Here is a 19,274-nt window from a genome sequence, read left to right as displayed (position 1 = left end):
TATAAACCTCTTTTATACCTAATTATAGAACTATTCTCTGCTCCTGTCTTGTGAAAAATGTTAAATATCACTGCGGAATACAGATTTCAGATCATTCCACGAAAAATCTGAACTTTGTAGTTGTCACATGGCTCTTCTCCGCTTCAAGCATGGAAAACTCCTTGAAAACTTCATTCGCGCCAATCGGCAGTTTCTGCACTTCCAGCGCAATGGAGCGATACGGCTCCAGAACTTCACCATTATGAATGACCTGTCCTTGGGAGAAATTCTGGGTATACACCACAACCGCCTGATTGTCTGTTTCAATCTCCATCACTCGGCCAGTATATCTGTGAGCAAGTCTTACTTTCGTTCCGCCATTTTCCTTGAACAGAAAAGCATGGTCATATCCCTTTGCTATTTTCAGCTGATTATCCTCGGCATTCATTTCTTCTCCGATCTCTCTCATAAACCGGAAATCAAATGGCGTACCCTGTACACTGATCAGTTGACCTGTAGGTGCTTTACTGTCATCTATCTCCGCATAATGATCCGCATCTATGAAAAGCTCATGGTACTTGATACTTTCCTGGAAAGAGCCTGAAAGATTGAAATAACTGTGATTGGTCATATTAAAGAGTGTATCCTCTGAAGAGTTTCCGTGATATTCAATGGAAAAGACATTATCTTCAGAGAGCGTGTATTTTACCCTGACATGCAGTTCACCAGGATAACCTTCTTCCATATGCGGTGATACTCTCGAGAGCAGAGCCTCTAGTCCGGTCTCTGATTTCATAACATCATGGCTGTATAGATGCTTGTCAAATCCGGTTTCTCCGCCATGCCCGGAATTCTCGCCATAATTCTTGGCAAGTCTGTAATTCTTTCCATTTATTGTGAACTGCCCGTCCTTGATTCTCCCCGCTGTTCTCCCGATGATTGCGCCAAGATGTCCAGGATTTCTGAGATAGTCTTCGTAATCATTGTATGCGAGTACAATGTTGTCAAATTTCCCTTTGTTGTCGGGAACTTCCACTCGAGTAATGATTCCACCATAAGTCAGAAAACTCACCCTGACTCCGTTTGTGTTTTCCAGGGTGATCTCATACACTTCATAGTCACCGAGTTTTATTCTACGCCTTGATACATTCATACATCACCTCAAAGCATTTCTGGAACGCTTTTTCTCCATCTTCATCTTTCTTGAATACACCACAGTTTTCCAGAACATTCATGAACACTTTACCAATCTCCTGATATAGAATATCGAGTGCATTCGTACTGTCTATGGATTGATTTTCTTCAAGAATCCTTTTTGCGAAATCACCATGCTTATTCAAAGTCTCATCCGCATAGATGCCTTCGAGGTCATGGACAATCAGCTTTTCTTTCAGATCACTCATTTCATTACGCAGTCTGGACGGAAGAACTGCCAGCCCGAGACATTCTATGAGCCCAATATTTTCACGTTTGATATGGTGATATTTTTCATGAGAATGGAAAATACCCGAAGGATGGTCTTCATCTTTTCGATTGTTTCTGAGTATATGATCTACTTCATATTGTCCGTCCCTGAATCTTACAATGGGCGTGATGGTGTTATGCTCCTCTTCTCCCGTATGAGATCTGACCTTCACGTTCTCATCTGAATAATCTTTCCACTGCCTGATAATCTTTCCTGAAGCTTCGACAAGCTTTTCGATACTGTCTGATTTCAGTCTTATGACACTCATAGGCCAGTGAAGTTTGACCATTTCTATCCCTGAGCCCTGAACAGTGATCTCATCGTATTCTTTCGCTTTGCCCATGGCGAAATCATAATTGCCTCCCTGAAAATGATCGTGTGTCAGTATGGATCCTCCAACAATGGGCAGATCCGCATTGGATCCGATCATGTAGTGAGGAAATAACGCAACAAAATCCAGAAGTCTCTGTATGGTTTCTCTCGTGATTTTCATAGGATCGTGACTTCCCTTGAATACGATGCAATGCTCATTATAATACACATAAGGTGAATACTGCATATACCACTCTTCATTGTTAAGTGCGAGTGGTACGATACGATGATTCTGTCTTGCAGGATGATCGATCCGCCCTGCATATCCTTCATTTTCCTTGCATAGCAGACATTTTGGGTACTTCTCCTGACCCTCTACGACTCCTCTGCTGGCAAGCGCAATTGCTCTTGGATCTTTCTCCGGCTTAGATAGGTTGATGGTCATATCCAGAGGTCCATACGGAGTGTCGTAGGTCCATCTGATATCCTTTGCGACTCGCTGCTGACGAATGTAATTGGCATTCTTAGCGAAGTCATAATAGAACTCTGTAGCCTTCTTTGGTGACTGTTTGTAGTGCCTGTTGAATTCTTTTCTGAAAACGGATGGCCTTGCTATAAAAACACCCATGATTCTGGTATCCAGTAAATCGAGAAATTCATTGGCGTCGTTTTCGACTTTATTGTTTTCTACAGCCCAGGTTCGAATTCTCCCCAGAATATCTTCCACTGGCTCATCCACAGATTCTTTCTCACATTTTATATAGCTGTCTTCTCCCAGCACTTCTAGTACTGCATTGGTAGCATATATACGATCTTCTTCCTCAATCAGCCCTTTTCTGACTGCATAATCCACCAGGTTTCTGATTTCGTAATAAATATCAATCATTTCACACCTCAACATTCTTTTATTCACATATTCTATTATAGGCCATTCTTCATAGGTTTAAAAGGACAACCACACTCCCTCACAGCTTACATGGCCACTTGGATAGAAGCCGTGAAGCATCGCTTCTCCTGATTACATCATCTGAACCTCAATTCGCTTCATGGAATACTTCCATAAAGTGAAGCAAAAGACGATGAAATCTGATAGAATATTTATATTGTTTTAAAAAGGATGTGCAGAATGTGAGTATTGAGAGAAGCTTTCATGATGGCGTGAAAAACAGCTTCCCCATCATGACCGGATATGTTCCCATCGCAATGGCTTATGGTGTTATCGGTATCCAGGCGGGGATTCCCGCATGGGTCATCATTTCCATGAGCATTTTTATCTATGCTGGCGCGAGCCAGTTTATGGCCATCAATCTCTTTACCATTGGAACATCTCCATGGGAAATGGCCATGGCCATCGGTGTACTGAACTTAAGGCATGTGGTTATGGGACTCTCATTTCAGAACAGGACTACGCTGACTCAGACGGATCGAGTTATAACCAGCTTAGGCCTTACTGATGAGACATTCGCATTTCTGTCTCTTGATCAGAATCTGAATGGTCCCTATGCGAAAGGAGTCATGCTGGCCTCCTATCTGTCTTGGGTTCTCGGAGCTGTAGCTGGTATCGTGTTCGGGAATATTCTGCCGAGTATTCTCTCTCAAGGACTTGAAATTGCCATTTATACTCTTTTCATCACTCTATTGGTTTCCTCACTCAAAGGAACCAGGAAATTATTTTATGTACCTGTAGTAAGTATGCTGACAAATATCATCATCACTCCGGTTTTAAGCAGTGGACTCTCCATTTTAGTCTCCATTCTGGCAGGCGCAATGGCTGGAACATTATGGGGAGGTGATCAACATGAATGATTATGTTATCGCGATTATTGGTATGTCTCTGGCTACTCAGATACCTAGAATCTTACCCGCATTTACTGGCAGGAAGACAATCAGAAACAGGTATTTCACAAGATTTCTCGCAAGTATTCCACTTGCCGCACTGGGAACCCTGATTGTTCCAGGTGTCTTTACCGTGGGTGACTCATTCTATATCGGATTGACTGGCGGTTTATGCTCTCTGGCTCTTGCCTATAAAGGCATCAACATCATGTACAACATCATTGTCTCCTCATTACTCGTTTCAGCACTTATATATTTCTTCTGACACCGCTGCCATTTGAAGAGTCCGGCTTTTCATTTCAGCAGCCTTTATGAATTATTCAACCATCTTCGCTTTCTCCAAGCTGATGCCTGCATTTTGATCTGACTTCAGATTGAACATCTTAAAAGCCATGAAGCCGATTTGACTCGGTTTCATGGCTTTATTATTAGTCTATGCTCAAATCGATATGACAATAGCCTCTTGGATTCTTCTTCAGGTAATCCTGATGATACTCCTCCGCATCGAAAAAGTTTTTTAAGGGCTCCACTTCAACTACGATGGGTTTATCATATTTCGGTTTCTTCATTCTGATGAATTCTTCTGCAATCTCCTTATCGGATTCTTCTATATAATATATCCCTGTTCTGTACTGTGTTCCCCTATCATTTCCCTGTCTGTTGAGAGAGGTCGGATCAATCACCTTGAAGAACTTCTCAAGAATATCATTCAGTGAAATCTTATTTTCATCATACTCGATATAGACGGTTTCTGCGTGCCCGGTATTCCCGGAACACACCTGTTCGTATGTAGGATTTTCCACATCACCGTTGGAATATCCTGACTTGGTATATAGGACACCTTCTTTTCTGGAAAAGAATTCATCTACTCCCCAGAAACAGCCTCCTGCCAATGCGATCTTTTTCATTATTATAACCTCCTAACTCTGATGTAAATATTGTATCAGAAAACAAGCTGAAATCAGCATCTAACTTGCAGATTACGCATATTAACTTTTAAAAACTTGTATTTGTAAACGGTTAATATATTCATCCATCTTTCATTTTCATAATTATTCCATCTAATAATCTATTTTTCTTCAATATTACTGAAATCTATATTGTTTTATTTAGACACCATCAGTTTCCTTTGCATATTTAATATTTGCAGGATTTCCTGCAATAAGTTTTAACGAATAGCTGTTGACTTGCATGTACAAATTTGCAATAATGTTCATGAGAGAAAAATAAATCAATAAATCATGGAGGTTCCAAAATGAAAAAAGTATTTAAAGCAGTTGTCAGATTCATTACTGAAGATTCCATTGCTCACGACTTTAATCCATGGCTAGTACAGAGAGAAATGGACATCCAGAAGAAATTTATGTAATAACTCATTCATTATAGATCGTGCTTGACCATGTTTGTCATTCTATTGGTTAAGTTCAAAAGAAACGAATATTCCTTGAAATATAAAACCGCCGGGTGTCTCCGGCGGTTTTATATTGTCTCGATTTAATTTCCAGCTTAAATTTCCGTGTAAAATGGAATTTATTAATTTTCTATTACATATAGTAATTTATTTTTCTACAAATTTCATTAAAACCATCATTATTTTTCATGTTTTTTCGCGCGTATTTTTAAATGTTCTATATTTTTATTGTATATATTCGACTTTAATTCACTTCACCTCTGGAAACACGCGAATTTAATTCGCTGTACTATTTTAGGAATTGATATTTTGTTAATCGTCATAATAAAGTTCAACTTTCACACACAATTGTAGAATAGCAGAAGTTATGATATTATTCACACGTATTTGAATTACTATATTAAAAATATCACGAAAGTATGAGGTGAGTAATGAAGAAACTGATCATATTATTTCTAGCCACATCAACACTGTTTTCGACCTCATTTCTGTTTTACCAGAATGAAATGAAAAACTCTACTGAACATAAAATAGAAGATGAAATCATTCTCTCCGAACATCTTTCAGAAGAGAAATCCATCATTATATATAGACCGGAAGCAAAAGTCAGGACCACATATCCGGACGGGTTTTCCTTCAACCTGGAAGATAAAATGAGAATCATTCATGGAGATCTTCATCTTGAACAGAGAAAAGAGATCAGAGAAAACAGACAACGAATAGCGGCTGAGGAAGAGCTGAAAGAGTTAGAAGCAAAAGCGAATACGAAACAAGCTCCACAAACACCTGAGCCAAAGAAAACAGCTGCAGCGGTTCCTGCTAAATCCACCGCTACAAAACCAGCTGCCCCAGCAGCAGAACCTGTCAGCACATCAGAACCGGCACCTGCAGAAACAGTGGCACCTAAACCTGCTCCAGAACCAGTAAAGGAACCTGCTCCTCCGAAGGAAACCCCCGCACCGGTGGTTCAACCTGTAGAGGAGACGAAGACTTTCAATTATTTAAGTCAGGTGGAGAAAGAAATCCTTACCGTTACAAACAGATATAGAAGAGAAAACGGATTAAGCAATCTAACCTGGGATGATACCCTCTACCAGTCATCCAGAAGCCACAGCAGGCTTATGTTTGAGACAAATAACTTCGTTCATACCACAAAATACGCAGTGGCAGAAAACATCTATATGCTTGCTTCAAGTGATAAAAGCAAGTACACTGCCGAGTTCATTGTCGCAAAATGGATGAGCTCTCCAGGCCATCGTGCCAACATACTGGATTCTCGGATAACAAGGATGGGCGCAGGTGTTCTTACAGGAAATCAGTATTTTGCCAAGTATGACAGAAAACTACCTACTATTTATGCAACTCAGCATTTTAAATAGCAATTATTATACTATATAAAGAAAAGGATTTAAGCCCAGCTTAAATCCTTTTCTTTTCTCCATATTTCTTTCTAAAGAAGCAGACCAAGCAGATCCTCATTTGTTATGTTCACCATGAACTCTTGAATATCAAGATTGTGAAGCACTTCGCTGATCGCCTCTTCATTATGAGCTTTCCCGATTAACTCATTCTCCAGGCTGGAAATATCCTTTGTCCCGAAGAAGTCTCCATATATTCTGATTTTCTCAATGAGCCCTTTTCTCACCTCCAAAGTCACTTCGAGCGTTCCACCCGGGAATCTTCCTTCTCTGGTCATCTCAAATTTTGGACTGTGCCCATAATTCCATTCCCATTTAGCATATTTTTCATCTCGTAGCCTGATAATCTCCGAAACTTCATGCTCAGTAAACGTAGTTACCTGATCCATCCCCCCAGCCACGGATTTCATGACCCGGTTCCTGAACTCAATAACATCCATATCTTCCTCAAGATGATCACTTATATTCGTAATTCTTGATGAAACTGACTTCACACTCTTATCCGTGAACTTGATATCCCTAGGCTTCAATGCTCCAGAAATATCCGCTTTTACAGATGAAAAAAGCAGCGTTCCATGATGCATCACTCTTTCCTTGTATTTGCATTGTGCTGTTCCTGAGAACTTCTTCCCTTCAATGGTCATATCATTTCTACCGGAAAATTCCGCTTCTACACCCATTTCATTCAATGCGATTGTAATCGGCTCGCAGAATCCTCTGAAATCATTGAAGTTTCTCTTCTTATTCTCGATGAATGTGTAGTTCAGATTTCCAAGATCGTGATAGACCGCGCCGCCGCCAGTGAGCCTTCTGACCACTTTAATGTCTTTCTCTTTCACATAATCCGCATTGATCTCAGATAATGCATTCTGATTTTTACCGACAATGATCGCATTGTCGTTCCTCCATAGATAGAAGATTTCCTCATCCGTGTGTTTCAGTAAATATTCTTCAGATGCCAGATTGAAGTATGCATCCGTATTCTCGCTGATAATATATCTCATAGTCATCTCCTTGGTTTAACCATATGTACTGCTTCACCCTTCAGCCCCATCACACTTTCGAAAAACGCCTCTGGCAGTGTAGGGTGCGCATGTATGACATCTTTGAAATCATCTACTCCTAGACCTTTCTCGCATGCAAGCAGTCCTTCATGAATGAGATCGGAAGCATGTGGTCCCATGATATGAACACCAATGATTTTATAATCAAGATCCGCTATCACCTTTACAAGACCTTCTCCTTCGCCCATGGTAAGGGCTTTTCCATTTGCACCGAACATGAATTTACTGGTCAGATACTCTATATTTTCTTCTTTCAGCTGTTCTTCGGTATATCCGACACTGGCAATTTCAGGAAACAGGAATACACAACCTGGAACAAACTTGCCTATGACAGGACTTTCCCCAGCAATCTTTTCTGCCACAAACTCTCCCTGAGCTGAAGCAGCATGGGCCAGAAGCCATTTCCCGTTGACATCTCCAATGGCATAAATCCCTTTGATGCTGGTCTCAAAGTTTTCGTCCACTTCGATTCCTCTTCTACCCACAGCTATTCCCGCTTCTTCCAGTCCGATTTCTTTTACATTGGCTTTTCTGCCCGTGGCAATAAGAACCTGATCGCCATAAACCTCTACGGGACCTTTCGACCCTTCTGAAATCACTTTCAGCTTTCCATTTTCTCTGATTATTTCCTTCACCATCATAGATGTCTTCACATCGATGGATTTCTTCTTCAGCAGCGGCTTCAGCCTTTTGACGATTTCACCGTCAATGCCCGGAAGAATTCCAGGTAAAGCTTCCAGCACAGTGATTCTGGTTCCAAAGCTCGCAAATATTCCCGCAAACTCCATACCAATGACACCGCCTCCTACAATAACAAGCTCCTCTGGAATTTCCTCGAAATCCAGAAGCTCCGTACTGGTAATCACCCCTTCATTTTCCACACCTTTTATTGGTGGAATAAAGGAGGATGAACCGGTTGCAATGATCAGACGGTCGAACCTAAGTGTTTCACCGTTGACTTCCAGAGAATTTTCACCTGTGATTTTCGCTTCGCCAAGAATCACTTCTACACCAGCTGCACTGAGCAGTTTTTCGATTCCCGTGACCAGCGTATCTACAATCCCGTTCTTTCGTTCTCTGATCTTTGCCGCATTGGGCTTTACTGTTCCTTCAAAATCCAATCCGTAGCTTTCAAGCTTATTTGCCTGATTATAAACCTCCGCACTCTTGTAGAGAGCTTTAGTAGGAATACATCCCACATTCAGACAGACTCCGCCCACACGGTTCTTTTCAATCAGTGTAGTTTCAAAACCCATGTTATTAAGACGGATGGCGGCCACATAGCCGCCAGGTCCTCCACCCATAATAATCACTTTTTCTGCCATAACTACTCCTTTGTCCAATGAAGTACAAGCTGCCTTGCCGCAAGCGCTTCATCCAGTCTTCTGACAGGAGTATCATGAGGAGCATCTTTCAGAAGTTCAGGATTTTCTTCCGCTTCTTTTGCAATCTGCTTCATGACTTCAATATATGCATCCAGTGTTTCTTTGCTTTCAGTCTCAGTAGGTTCTACCATAAGCGCACCTTCCACGATCAGTGGGAAGTACATGGTTGGCGGATGATATCCGTAGTCGATGATTCGCTTCGCCACATCAAGCGTGGAAACTGTTTCGGACTTTTTCTTGAGTCCCGCGAACACAACTTCATGCATGCATGTCTCATCCACTGCGACTTTATAGTGATTCTTCAGACTCTCCTTCATATAGTTGGCGTTAAGAACCGCATTAGTCGAGGCAGCCTTCAAACCGTCTGAACCCATGGACAGCATGTATACATACGCTCTCAGTATCACGCCGAAGTTTCCGAAGTAGTTCTTTACCTTACCAATGGAATCCTTGAGGCTGTAATCCAGATAGTATCTTCCGTTGTCCACATTCACAACAGGAACCGGAAGATATTCCATCAGATTCGCTTTACATGCGACCGGTCCTGATCCTGGACCTCCGCCACCGTGAGGTGTCGAGAAGGTCTTATGAAGATTGTAGTGAAGAACATCAAAGCCCATGTCTCCAGGTCTTACTATACCCATGATGGCGTTCATGTTTGCTCCATCATAATAAAGCAGCCCACCCGCTTCATGAACAAGATCCGCGATTTCCTTGATATGCTTCTCGAACAGTCCAAGGGTTGATGGATTGGTCAGCATCAGGCCGGCAATCTCATCACTGAGCACCGATTTAAGAGAATCGATATCCACTGACCCATCTTTATGAGAAGCCACTTCCACAACATCAAACCCGGCAACCGCCACGGAGGCAGGGTTGGTTCCATGAGCTGAGTCAGGGACAATGATCTTGGTTCTCTTCGTATCATTTCTCATCTGATGGTATTTCTTCAAGAGCATCAGCCCCACAAGTTCACCATGTGCTCCAGCAGCAGGCTGTAGTGTCACCGCATCCATACCCGAGATTTCTTTAATCGTCTCCTGAACCGAATGCATCACTTCAAGCGCACCCTGAACGGTATCCTCTGGCTGGAATGGATGAAGTCTGGCAAAATTAGGATTCGCTGCCACATCCTCATTGATTTTAGGATTGTACTTCATCGTACAGGAACCTAATGGATAAAACCCTGAATCAATGGAGTAATTCTTTTTGGATAATAAGGTGTAATGTCTGATGATTTCCAGTTCACTGACCTCTGGAAAATCAAGGTCATCCTCTCTCAGATATTCCTCTCCGATGTAATCGGTGATTTTCATGTCTTTGAGTGTATCTTCTGGTAGAGCATAAGACTTTCTTCCTGGCTTAGACAACTCAAAAATTAATTTATTGTAAGTCATTATATCTCCTCCATGATTCTAACAAACTTTTCAATGTCTTCCATGGTTCTGCTTTCCGTCACTGCGACAAGCATGGCATTTTCAAGTTTTTCATTCGCCCTCTTCAGATCGAATCCACCCAGAATACCTTCTTTCCTTAGTGCACTATTTATTTCCTCCACACTCTTAGGGCAGCTGACTGCAAATTCCTTGAAGAAAGGCTTGTCGAATACAGGCTTGTATTTTCCGCCTTCCATCAGCTTTTCATAGGTATAGTGGGCTTTTTTGAAGGACTGCACTGCAACTTCCTTCATACCCTGCTTCCCTAATGTTGCCATATAGACCGCAGCTGCTATGGAGTTCAGTGTCTGGTCAGAGCAGATATTAGAGGTAGCCTTGTATCTTCTGATATGCTGTTCTCTCGCCTGCAGTGTAAGCACATAAGCTCTTTTGCCATCTCTGTCTACGGTTTCCCCGACGATTCTACCCGGCATTTTTCTCATGAGTTTTTTCGTTGCTGCCATGAAGCCCAGTACCGGACCACCAAAATTGAGATTCTGTCCAAGCGCCTGACCTTCTCCGACGACGATATCTGCTTTCAGTTCGCCCGGGCTCTTGAGCATACCAAGCGCTATGGGGTCTACACTCATGATGAGCAGTGACTTGTTCTCATGAATCGTCTCTTCCATTTCCTTCACATCTTCAATGACGCCATAGAAATTGGGATACTGCAGAATCACTCCAGCGGTATCTTTGTCCATTTTCGCTTTCAGATCTTCGAAATCAGTGACTCCATCTTTCTCGCTGACAAATTCAACATCAACAGATCTGAACTGAAGATAGGTTTTAAGCACTTCCTTATATTCAGGATTCAGCGTTTCTGAAACAAGAACCTTATTTCTTTTTGTCTGCACTGAAGCTAAGATTGCAGCCTCAGATGCTGAAGTCGCACCATCATACATGGAAACATTTGATACGTCCATGCCTGTCAGTGAACACATCATACTCTGGTATTCAAAGACACTCTGCAGCGTACCCTGACTGATTTCAGGCTGATACGGTGTGTATGCGGTATAGAATTCCGAACGGGATATGATATGTTTGATTACTGAAGGAATATAGTGATCGTAGGATCCGGCTCCTAAGAAGCAAACAAGTTCATCTATGCTCTGATTCTTCGAAGCGAGACCATTCATGATTCCTCTGACTTCAATCTCCGATTTCTCCTTAGGCAGATCCAGTCCTTTCTTCAGTCTAAGATTTTCGGGAATACTCTTAAAGAGATCCTCCGTTTTTTCCAGTCCAATGACATCAAGCATTACCTTGACATCTTCATCAGTATTTGGCAGGTATGGATGCATGTTTACTCCTCCTCAGAAATGAATGCTTCGTAATCCTCTTTTCCTAATAGACCTTCTAATTCACTGTCATCCTTTAAAGTTACAACCACTAAATGATTATCATATGGCGCTTCATTGATCAGCTCCGGATTGTCTTCCAGGTCTTCATTGATTTCGACCACTTCTCCTGATACAGGCATGATTATATCGGATGCGGCTTTTACGGATTCCACAACACCCAGGTTGTCATCCATTTCGATTTCATCCCCTACTTCAGGAAGCTCCACATAGACAATGGATCCTAATGCATGCTGTGCATGATCCGTGATTCCGATGTAAGCCTTTTCTCCTTCTACCCTTACCCATTCATGGTCCTTTGTGTAATATAATCCTTCTAATACTGTTGACATAATCCTATCTCCTTTATATTTAAATTCTTTCAGTTATTATTTTACTAGAAACTTTCTGTTTCTCACAGTCGCTTTGGACATTTTGTTTCTGATCTGAATATCCAGTTCGGTACCTATTTTCGCATATTCCACGTCAACCATTGCTAAACCAATGATTTCTCCAAGGGACGGTGACTTGTATCCTGTAGTGACAAATCCGATCTCCTTGTCCTCTTTGAATACTTTGTATCCATGTCTTGGAATTTTCTTATCTGACATGGTAAATCCGACAATCTTTCTGGAAACGCCTTCTGCTTTCTGCTTTGCCAGCACTTCCTTTCCTATGAAGTTCTCCTTGTCCACCTTCACAAAGAATCCATACCCTGCTTCAACCGGCGTCCAGTCGTCGCTTAGTTCATTACCGTAAAGCGGAAGATTCGCTTCAAATCTGAGTGTATCTCTGGCACCTAAACCGATGGGCAGTGCTCCATCTTCAATGAGGTTCGTGTAAAGCTCCACTACATCGTCATTGGAGAGATAAATCTCGAATCCGTCTTCTCCTGTATATCCGGTTCTGGATACCATGCACTTGATTCCATCAATCATGACATCTCTTTTCGCGAAGAAGAATCTGATTTCAGACAGATCTGTCTCTGTGTGTACCTGTAGTAGCGCCTCCGCATTCGGTCCCTGAATCGCAATCTGAGCGGTTTCATCGGAAACATTTTCAATTGTCACGTCATATGCGCCTTTGTTGCTCTTTACCCACTCAAAATCCTTGTCCGTGTTAGAGGCATTTACTACAAGCAGAATGTCCTCTTCTCCAAACCGATACACGAGGATATCATCTACGACTCCTCCGTCTTCTCTGCATAAATAGGTGTAAAGCACCTGATTATCTACTATTTTTTCAAGATCATTTGTAATGAGATAATTGACGAATGCCAGGGCATCCTTCCCTTTGACTGTAATTTCACCCATATGGGAAACATCAAATAATCCAACATTATTTCTGACAGCCTCATGTTCTTTGAGAATTCCCTCAAATTCAACTGGCATAAACCATCCAGCAAAATCAACAGTTTTTCCGCCATATTTCTGGTATTCATCTGCCAGCGCTGTTCTTTTTAAATTATCCAATTCCGAACCTCCTAACATCATTATAGTCTACACTACTATAATAAGCATTTTTCTGAAGTTATTCAATAACCGCACTGTAATAGTTTACAACACAAGCAAGTAGTTAATTTAACAGATATTCATTATTTTATAACAGGTATTCAGTTATCAGTGTAACTGTTTGTTATTTCTCATCTTGTAAAAATCAAGGTATTTGTTTTAACCGATTCACAAACAGCTGAAAACAGATTGATTTCCATTGAATGCCATGGATTTAAAGCAGCACATCATCAAAGCCATGTTTAGTACAGATTGATTTTATCAGCAAAATCATCCGGGTTAAAAATCACCATCCAAAGGACTAGTTTCACAATCTGATAAATAATTCTGATAGATTAATCAAACTTGGAATTTTTTGACAGGATTTATCAGTGATATCTCATTACGAAGGGCTGTTTTGCAAAAATCTAAAGGTTTTCTTTTAACACGAGATGAACCATGTTTCCAAATCATGTCCAAAGGTTGAAACTTCCATGTATACCCAGATATTGCCAAATGCTTTGTTATAATTGAGGCATAATAATTATAAGAGGTGAATAGTATATGAATTTTAACCTATTAATAGGTGGAGCTGCCGGTCAAGGTATGGAAACCTTAAGCTCGAACTTGTCAAAAATACTCCAGAGAAGAGGATACCATCTTTTCACACTACAGGATTATATGTCTCGTGTACGAGGAGGTCATAACTTCTTCCAGATTCGTTTTTCGGAAAACGAGGTCAAAACACATCGGGATGATCTGGATGGAATCATTGCACTGAATCAGGAAACTGTGGATCTGCACATAGGTAGATTGAATCCTGACGGATTCATCATTGCAGATGAAGATGTGAAGTCCGATGACAAAAGACTCATCACCATACCAGCCAAGAAAATCGCTAAGGAACTGGGCAATCCCAAGGTCCAATCCAGTGTCATTCTGGGTGCTCTGCTCAAAATCTACGGAATGGATGTACTGCATCTAGAAGACATTCTATCAAAGAAATTCAATGAAAAAGTCGTGAATCAGAATATTGAGGCTTTTGAAAAAGGTCACGATCTGGAAACAGCCCGATTTGAAGAACCAGAATTAAGCAAAGAACCAACAATGCTGGTTCAGGCTAATGAGAGCATCGCTCTTGGAGCACTGGCGGCAGGTATGAAGTTCTACAGCGCTTATCCAATGACACCTGCCACTTCCATCATGAGTTATCTCGTGAAGAAGTCGATACCCGCAAAAGTCGTCGTGGAGCAGGCTGAGGATGAGATTGCAGCAATCAATATGGCTATAGGTGCATCCTATGCAGGGGTAAGAGCCATGACCGGTACTTCCGGCGGCGGATACTCGCTCATGGTGGAAGCTGTCGGTATGGCAGGAATCACCGAAACGCCATTAGTCATCGCTGAAATACAGAGGCCCGGACCAGCTACAGGTCTACCTACAAGAACAGAGCAAAGTGACCTTAAGTTCGTCATCAACTCTTCTCATGGGGAATTCCCAAAGATGGTCATTGCTCTCAGACACCCAGAAGACGCTTTCTATCAGACAGCCAGAGCATTCAATCTGGCAGACAAATATCAGATTCCGATTATTCTTCTTGGAGACCAGTATATGGCAGATGCTGTAAGGACCGTTACTCCATTTGATCTGGATAAGGTTTCCATTGAAAGACATCTGGCAGATGAAGAGACATACCGGAACGGAAAAGAATACAAGCGATATGAACTGACCGAAAATGGAATATCTCCAAGACTGATTCCTGGAAAAGTGGAAGGAACCATGGTGAATTCCGATAGTGATGAACATGATGAAACAGGTAACATCACAGAAGCCAGCGATGTCAGAATCAATATGGTCGAAAAAAGAGCCAAAAAGTTCGAACTTCTGAAAGAAGAGATTCTGGAACCGGACTTCTTGGGAAATGAAGAAGCTGAAGTTCTGCTACTCGGATGGGGAAGTCTTCACAGCCAGCTGTCAGAAGCCATAGACCTTTTGAATGCTTCCGGAGAAAAGAAATTCGGTGCACTGGTATTTGGAGATATCTGGCCGCTACCTGAAAAGAAACTCCGAGAGTATCAGGCCAAAGCCAAGGTGCTGGTCAATGTGGAACAGAACTATACAGGACAGCTTGCCGCTCTGATCAGCGAAGTGACTGGAATAAGAGTTGACCATTCTGTGCTTAAATTTGATGGTCGCCCACTTTCAGCAACTGAAATCAAGAGCAAGGTATTGGAGGTATTATCATGATGAAAAAGAAAGAATTTGTAACATTCGAAACAGCCTGGTGTCCAGGATGTGGTGACTTCGCGATACTTGAAGCCTTAAAGGAAACCATGGAAGAACTGGGAAAAGAACCACATAAAGTACTTGTGGTCGGTGGTATCGGACAAGCAGCCAAAACTCCTCAGTACATCAACGCAAACGGATTCGAGGGTCTGCACGGCCGTGCGCTACCTCCAGCAGCTGCCGCTAAAATCGCAAACCATGAAATGACAGTAATCATTGATACTGGTGATGGAGACTCTTATGGAGAAGGTGGAAATCACTTCATCCATAACATAAAAAGAAACGTCAACATGACGCACTTTGTTCACGACAACCAGATTTACGGACTAACAAAAGGGCAGTCCTCCCCTACCTCAGATCTGGGACATGTTACAGACTTCACTCCAGAAGGAGTAAACACGATTCCTATCAACCCCATGGTTGCCGCCATCGGTCTAGGTTGCGGATTTGTTGCAAGAGCATTCAGTGGAGACAAAGAGCATCTGAAAAGCATCATGAAAGAAGCCATCAATTACGACGGCTATGCTCTTGTTGATATTCTGCAGCCATGTGTAAGCTTCAATAAAGTAAACACCTTCGCATGGTATAAGAAGAGAGTGTATAACCTGGATGAGGATACCAGCTACAACCCAACCGATAAGGTATCTGCTTTCACCAAAGCACTGGAGTGGGGCGATAAGATCCCTACAGGTGTCATTTTCAGAGAAGACAGACAAAGCTATACAGACAAGGTTTCATTCCTGAAGGAGTCCACTCTGGTGGATCTGCCTGTTGAGACAGAAGTCATAAAGGGCTTCCTGCAGGAATTCATGTAACAGGAATATAACTCCCCTCAGTGAATGACAGCATTCACTGAGGGGAGTTTCTTTGTATGGGTATTCATAACAAGGTGAGCTTACGCAAAATATCCTCCTCCCTTGCCACTGAAACACCAGTAACAGATTGCTCCTGAAATTACTCGACAAAAAAAGATCAGGAATCCTGATCTTTTTCTGCCCATTATCAAGGTCTGAAGTGCGCCCTATTTACTGGACTCAATGAGTTCTCAGGGCATTTCAACTGCTAGTTCAATAATGATTCAACTTCCTCAAGCATCATTTCAGTCCCAGTGAATCCACCGGAAGTGATGTACCACACCTCAGCATTGAGGTAGTGGATTTTCTCGTTCTTGTATGCTTCTGTTTCTTTTACAATCTCATTTTCCATGGTGGATGAAGCATCTGTCTCCCCACCAACTACGGAAGCTCTGTCAATGACAAAAAGATGGTCCGGATTCTTTTCCAGTATGTATTCATAGGTCACGCTTTGTCCATGTGTCGAACCTTCAATGTTATCGTCAGCCTCTTTAAATCCAAGCGTATTATGCAGGATGCCAAATCTGGATACAGCTCCGTACGAACTCAAGGAACCGTCATTCGCTAGTATGATCAGGCCGCTTTCATTCATTTCTACCACTCTGCTCTTTATCATGTCCACTTTTTCAGTCAATGCAGCTATTTTCTCTTCCACTACTTCCTCTTTATCAAAAAGTTCGGCTATCAGCTTTGCATTAGCCTCCACTGAACTCATATAATCCTCGTTGCTGACTGTGAGATAAACAGTAGGAGCAATCTTGGAAAGCTCTTCATAAGCTGCGGAGGTTCTGGCTGATATGAATATCACATCAGGCTCCATCTCGTAGATCTTTTCAAAATCAGGTTCTTTCAGTGTACCCACATTTGTGTAGACCTCTTCGTTGCTGTACTGTGCGAGGAAAGATGGAATATTCCCCATGGGCAGCCCAGTCACTTCTATGCCCATATTATCCATAAGATCCAGTAAACCATAGTCAAACACAACTACATTTTCCGGGTTTTTCGGAAGAGTTACTTCTCCCAGTTCATGTGTGATGGTCATATCTTCTTGTGCAGCAGGTGCTACAGTAGGATCCGTATTCGGCGTCTCGGCCTTGGCAGTGCTTCCACATGCGGATAGAACCATGGTAGCTGTCACTAAAATACTTGATAAAACGATATTCTTTCTCTTTGTCATTTTTACACCTCTTGTTGTTATTTTATGCTGTTAATTATTATCATTTACAATTGACTTCTCACTGGACTATGGTCAAGTGATTTCCTTTATGTATGCAGCTCTTATCTTCACAGTCGCAAAGACCTTCCTGATAGTAGGTACAGATCTTCTTTCCGCCAAGATGATGCACATTGAATTCCATGTCAAACACTTCATTCAGCACCTTGGCATTGATGATTTTATCTGTATCATCATGATATTTTATCCTTCCGTCCTGAAGCGCCACAATACGGTCCGAGTAGACGGAAGCGAAATTGATGTCATGAATGACGATGACAACGGTCTTTCCCAGTTCATCCACGATGTTTCTCAGAATCTTCATGATTTCCACCGCATGTTTCATATCCAGATTGTTAAGGGGTTCATCCAGAAGGATATATTCCGTATCCTGGGCAATCACCATGGCAATATAGGCTCTCTGTTTCTGCCCACCAGATAATTCATTGATGTAACGATCTTCGATGTCTCCCAGTTTAAGATAGTCTACGGCCTGATCAATATATCGGTTGTCTTCATCGGTCAGATTTCCTTTGGAATAGGGGAATCTTCCAAATGCGATGAGCTCTCTGACGGTTAGTTTCACATTGAGGCTGTTGCTTTGTCTTAGTATTGAAACCTTCTTAGCAAGATCCTTAGATTTCCAGTTTTCAAGTGAGATCCCGTCTATTTGAACATCTCCTCCACTTGATTCCATCAATCTGGAAATCATGGATAGGAGTGTGCTTTTCCCTGCGCCGTTAGGTCCAATAAAGGAAGTGATCACCCCTTTTTCAATGTTAAGTGTAACGTCCTTAACCACTTCTTTTGTTTCATATCTCTTTGTCAGATTTCTTACACTGATCATAACTGATTCTCCCTTAATAACAGATAAATGAAATACAATCCGCCGATAAAGTTGATGATTACGCTGATTGGTGTGCTGAAGACAAATATTCTTTCCACCAGCAACTGCCCGTAGACAAGGGCGGTGGAACTGATCAGCATTGCACCTGCAATAAGATACTTGTGTTTATAAGTCTTCATCAGCTCTCTTGAAAGGTTTGTCACCAGAATTCCCAGAAATGTGATGGGGCCCACTAATGCGGTCGAGACCGAAATCAGGATGGCTACAATCACAAGAATCATGTTGACCAGATTCTTGTGATCGATCCCCAGATTAATGGCGTTGTCTCTTCCCAGTGACAGTACATCCAGTTCCCTGGATTTTGTCATGCCGAAAATCATGGCACCAGACAATAGTATGGAGGACAAGACAAGAACCTCTGTATTGATGTTGTTGAAACTTGCAAAGAGACTTCCCTGAAGAATGAGAAACTCATTGGGATCTATGATGACCTGAATAAACGAGGATCCACTTCTGAAAAGAGTTCCTGTTATAATCCCCACTAGAAGGAGAAGATAGATATTCCCTTTCACTTTTTTTAAAATGAACCCCAGAATCCCGACACTGAATGCAACCATAAGTACTACGGAAACGATGAAACCGACTCTGGTATCTGTCTGAGCCAATGTTTCTGATCCGATGAGAAAAATGATCACTGTCTGAATAAAGACATATAAGGCGTCCAGTCCCAGAACACTCGGTGTGAGAATGCGATTCTCCGTCACTGTCTGAAACACCAGAGAAGCATAGGCTATGGCACTTCCTGTGAGTACTATGGCTATGATTTTCGGTATTCTTCTTGAGAGGGCATAGCTGGCACTTTTAGGGCTTAATCCCAGAAATAGAAACAGCATAATTCCTATAATCAGAAGAGCGCTAAGAAGAAGTATTTTCTTTTTCAT

General features: G+C 41.9%; 17 protein-coding genes. 5 read left to right on the top strand and 12 right to left on the bottom strand.

What is annotated here, in order from left to right; translation table 11 throughout:
* Window positions 1-91 precede the first annotated feature (91 nt).
* Window positions 92-1,132, bottom strand: coding sequence for an aldose epimerase family protein (locus ACHAL6_RS08545; protein ID WP_395270064.1), 1,041 nt, complete (start codon window positions 1,130-1,132; stop codon window positions 92-94).
* Window positions 1,113-2,642 carry a UDP-glucose--hexose-1-phosphate uridylyltransferase gene (locus ACHAL6_RS08540; RefSeq protein WP_395270062.1) on the bottom strand — a complete coding sequence of 510 codons (1,530 nt, stop codon included), beginning with the start codon at window positions 2,640-2,642 and terminating at the stop codon, window positions 1,113-1,115. The genes ACHAL6_RS08545 and ACHAL6_RS08540 overlap by 20 nt, the downstream gene beginning before the upstream one ends.
* A 242-nt stretch (window positions 2,643-2,884) precedes the next feature.
* Here ACHAL6_RS08540 and ACHAL6_RS08535 point away from each other — a divergent pair, with 242 nt between their 5' ends.
* Both ACHAL6_RS08535 and ACHAL6_RS08530 read left to right on the top strand, forming a co-directional pair.
* Window positions 2,885-3,562: an AzlC family ABC transporter permease gene (locus ACHAL6_RS08535; RefSeq protein ID WP_395270060.1), complete on the top strand. Its 678-nt coding sequence runs from the start codon at window positions 2,885-2,887 to the stop codon at window positions 3,560-3,562.
* Window positions 3,555-3,857 (top strand): AzlD domain-containing protein, encoded by a 303-nt coding sequence (locus ACHAL6_RS08530; protein WP_395270058.1) that lies wholly within the window; start codon window positions 3,555-3,557, stop codon window positions 3,855-3,857. Before ACHAL6_RS08535 ends, ACHAL6_RS08530 begins: the two co-directional genes overlap by 8 nt.
* A gap of 163 nt (window positions 3,858-4,020) precedes the next feature.
* Here ACHAL6_RS08530 and msrA read toward each other — a convergent pair whose 3' ends face one another.
* Window positions 4,021-4,500, bottom strand: a complete 480-nt coding sequence (gene msrA, locus ACHAL6_RS08525) for a peptide-methionine (S)-S-oxide reductase MsrA (protein WP_395270056.1) — start codon at window positions 4,498-4,500, stop codon at window positions 4,021-4,023.
* Between the two features lie 934 nt (window positions 4,501-5,434).
* Here msrA and ACHAL6_RS08520 point away from each other — a divergent pair.
* Complete coding sequence (locus tag ACHAL6_RS08520; RefSeq protein ID WP_395270054.1) at window positions 5,435-6,382, top strand: CAP domain-containing protein; 948 nt, start codon at window positions 5,435-5,437, stop codon at window positions 6,380-6,382.
* Between the two features lie 71 nt (window positions 6,383-6,453).
* Here ACHAL6_RS08520 and ACHAL6_RS08515 read toward each other — a convergent pair whose 3' ends face one another.
* From ACHAL6_RS08515 to gcvT, 6 genes are read right to left on the bottom strand one after another with little or no spacing between them, the layout of a single operon-like run.
* Window positions 6,454-7,425, bottom strand: a complete 972-nt coding sequence (locus tag ACHAL6_RS08515; protein ID WP_395270053.1) for a lipoate--protein ligase — start codon at window positions 7,423-7,425, stop codon at window positions 6,454-6,456.
* A 2-nt stretch (window positions 7,426-7,427) separates the two neighbouring features.
* The gene (lpdA, locus tag ACHAL6_RS08510) at window positions 7,428-8,810 is read right to left on the bottom strand and encodes a dihydrolipoyl dehydrogenase (RefSeq protein ID WP_395270052.1); all 1,383 of its coding nucleotides are present in this window, start codon (window positions 8,808-8,810) and stop codon (window positions 7,428-7,430) included.
* A 2-nt stretch (window positions 8,811-8,812) separates the two neighbouring features.
* Window positions 8,813-10,270 carry an aminomethyl-transferring glycine dehydrogenase subunit GcvPB gene (gcvPB, locus tag ACHAL6_RS08505; RefSeq protein ID WP_395270086.1) on the bottom strand — a complete coding sequence of 486 codons (1,458 nt, stop codon included), beginning with the start codon at window positions 10,268-10,270 and terminating at the stop codon, window positions 8,813-8,815.
* Window positions 10,267-11,607 (bottom strand): aminomethyl-transferring glycine dehydrogenase subunit GcvPA, encoded by a 1,341-nt coding sequence (gene gcvPA, locus ACHAL6_RS08500; RefSeq protein WP_395270051.1) that lies wholly within the window; start codon window positions 11,605-11,607, stop codon window positions 10,267-10,269. The genes gcvPB and gcvPA overlap by 4 nt, the downstream gene beginning before the upstream one ends.
* A gap of 2 nt (window positions 11,608-11,609) precedes the next feature.
* Window positions 11,610-11,996: a glycine cleavage system protein GcvH gene (gene gcvH, locus ACHAL6_RS08495; protein ID WP_395270049.1), complete on the bottom strand. Its 387-nt coding sequence runs from the start codon at window positions 11,994-11,996 to the stop codon at window positions 11,610-11,612.
* Window positions 11,997-12,032: 36 nt separating this feature from the next.
* A complete protein-coding gene (gcvT, locus tag ACHAL6_RS08490; protein WP_395270048.1) occupies window positions 12,033-13,115 on the bottom strand; it encodes a glycine cleavage system aminomethyltransferase GcvT in 1,083 nt (360 codons plus the stop codon).
* A 582-nt stretch (window positions 13,116-13,697) separates the two neighbouring features.
* On the opposite strand from gcvT, the gene ACHAL6_RS08485 reads away from it, so the two are divergent.
* Both ACHAL6_RS08485 and ACHAL6_RS08480 read left to right on the top strand, forming a co-directional pair.
* Window positions 13,698-15,380: a 2-oxoacid:acceptor oxidoreductase subunit alpha gene (locus tag ACHAL6_RS08485; protein ID WP_395270046.1), complete on the top strand. Its 1,683-nt coding sequence runs from the start codon at window positions 13,698-13,700 to the stop codon at window positions 15,378-15,380.
* The gene (locus tag ACHAL6_RS08480) at window positions 15,380-16,234 is read left to right on the top strand and encodes a 2-oxoacid:ferredoxin oxidoreductase subunit beta (RefSeq protein ID WP_395270084.1); all 855 of its coding nucleotides are present in this window, start codon (window positions 15,380-15,382) and stop codon (window positions 16,232-16,234) included. Before ACHAL6_RS08485 ends, ACHAL6_RS08480 begins: the two co-directional genes overlap by 1 nt.
* Before the next feature lie 247 nt (window positions 16,235-16,481).
* Here ACHAL6_RS08480 and ACHAL6_RS08475 read toward each other — a convergent pair whose 3' ends face one another.
* From ACHAL6_RS08475 to ACHAL6_RS08465, 3 genes are read right to left on the bottom strand one after another with little or no spacing between them, the layout of a single operon-like run.
* Window positions 16,482-17,450 (bottom strand): siderophore ABC transporter substrate-binding protein, encoded by a 969-nt coding sequence (locus tag ACHAL6_RS08475; protein WP_395270044.1) that lies wholly within the window; start codon window positions 17,448-17,450, stop codon window positions 16,482-16,484.
* A gap of 58 nt (window positions 17,451-17,508) precedes the next feature.
* The gene (locus ACHAL6_RS08470) at window positions 17,509-18,333 is read right to left on the bottom strand and encodes an ABC transporter ATP-binding protein (RefSeq protein WP_395270043.1); all 825 of its coding nucleotides are present in this window, start codon (window positions 18,331-18,333) and stop codon (window positions 17,509-17,511) included.
* The gene (locus ACHAL6_RS08465) at window positions 18,330-19,274 is read right to left on the bottom strand and encodes an iron chelate uptake ABC transporter family permease subunit (RefSeq protein ID WP_395270041.1); all 945 of its coding nucleotides are present in this window, start codon (window positions 19,272-19,274) and stop codon (window positions 18,330-18,332) included. Before ACHAL6_RS08465 ends, ACHAL6_RS08470 begins: the two co-directional genes overlap by 4 nt.

The sequence above is a fragment of the Proteiniclasticum sp. C24MP genome (assembly GCF_043951855.1).
Classification (GTDB): domain Bacteria; phylum Bacillota; class Clostridia; order Clostridiales; family Clostridiaceae; genus Proteiniclasticum.
Note: the sequence above shows the minus strand (reverse complement) of the source record. Positions and strands in the feature narration are given on the sequence as shown.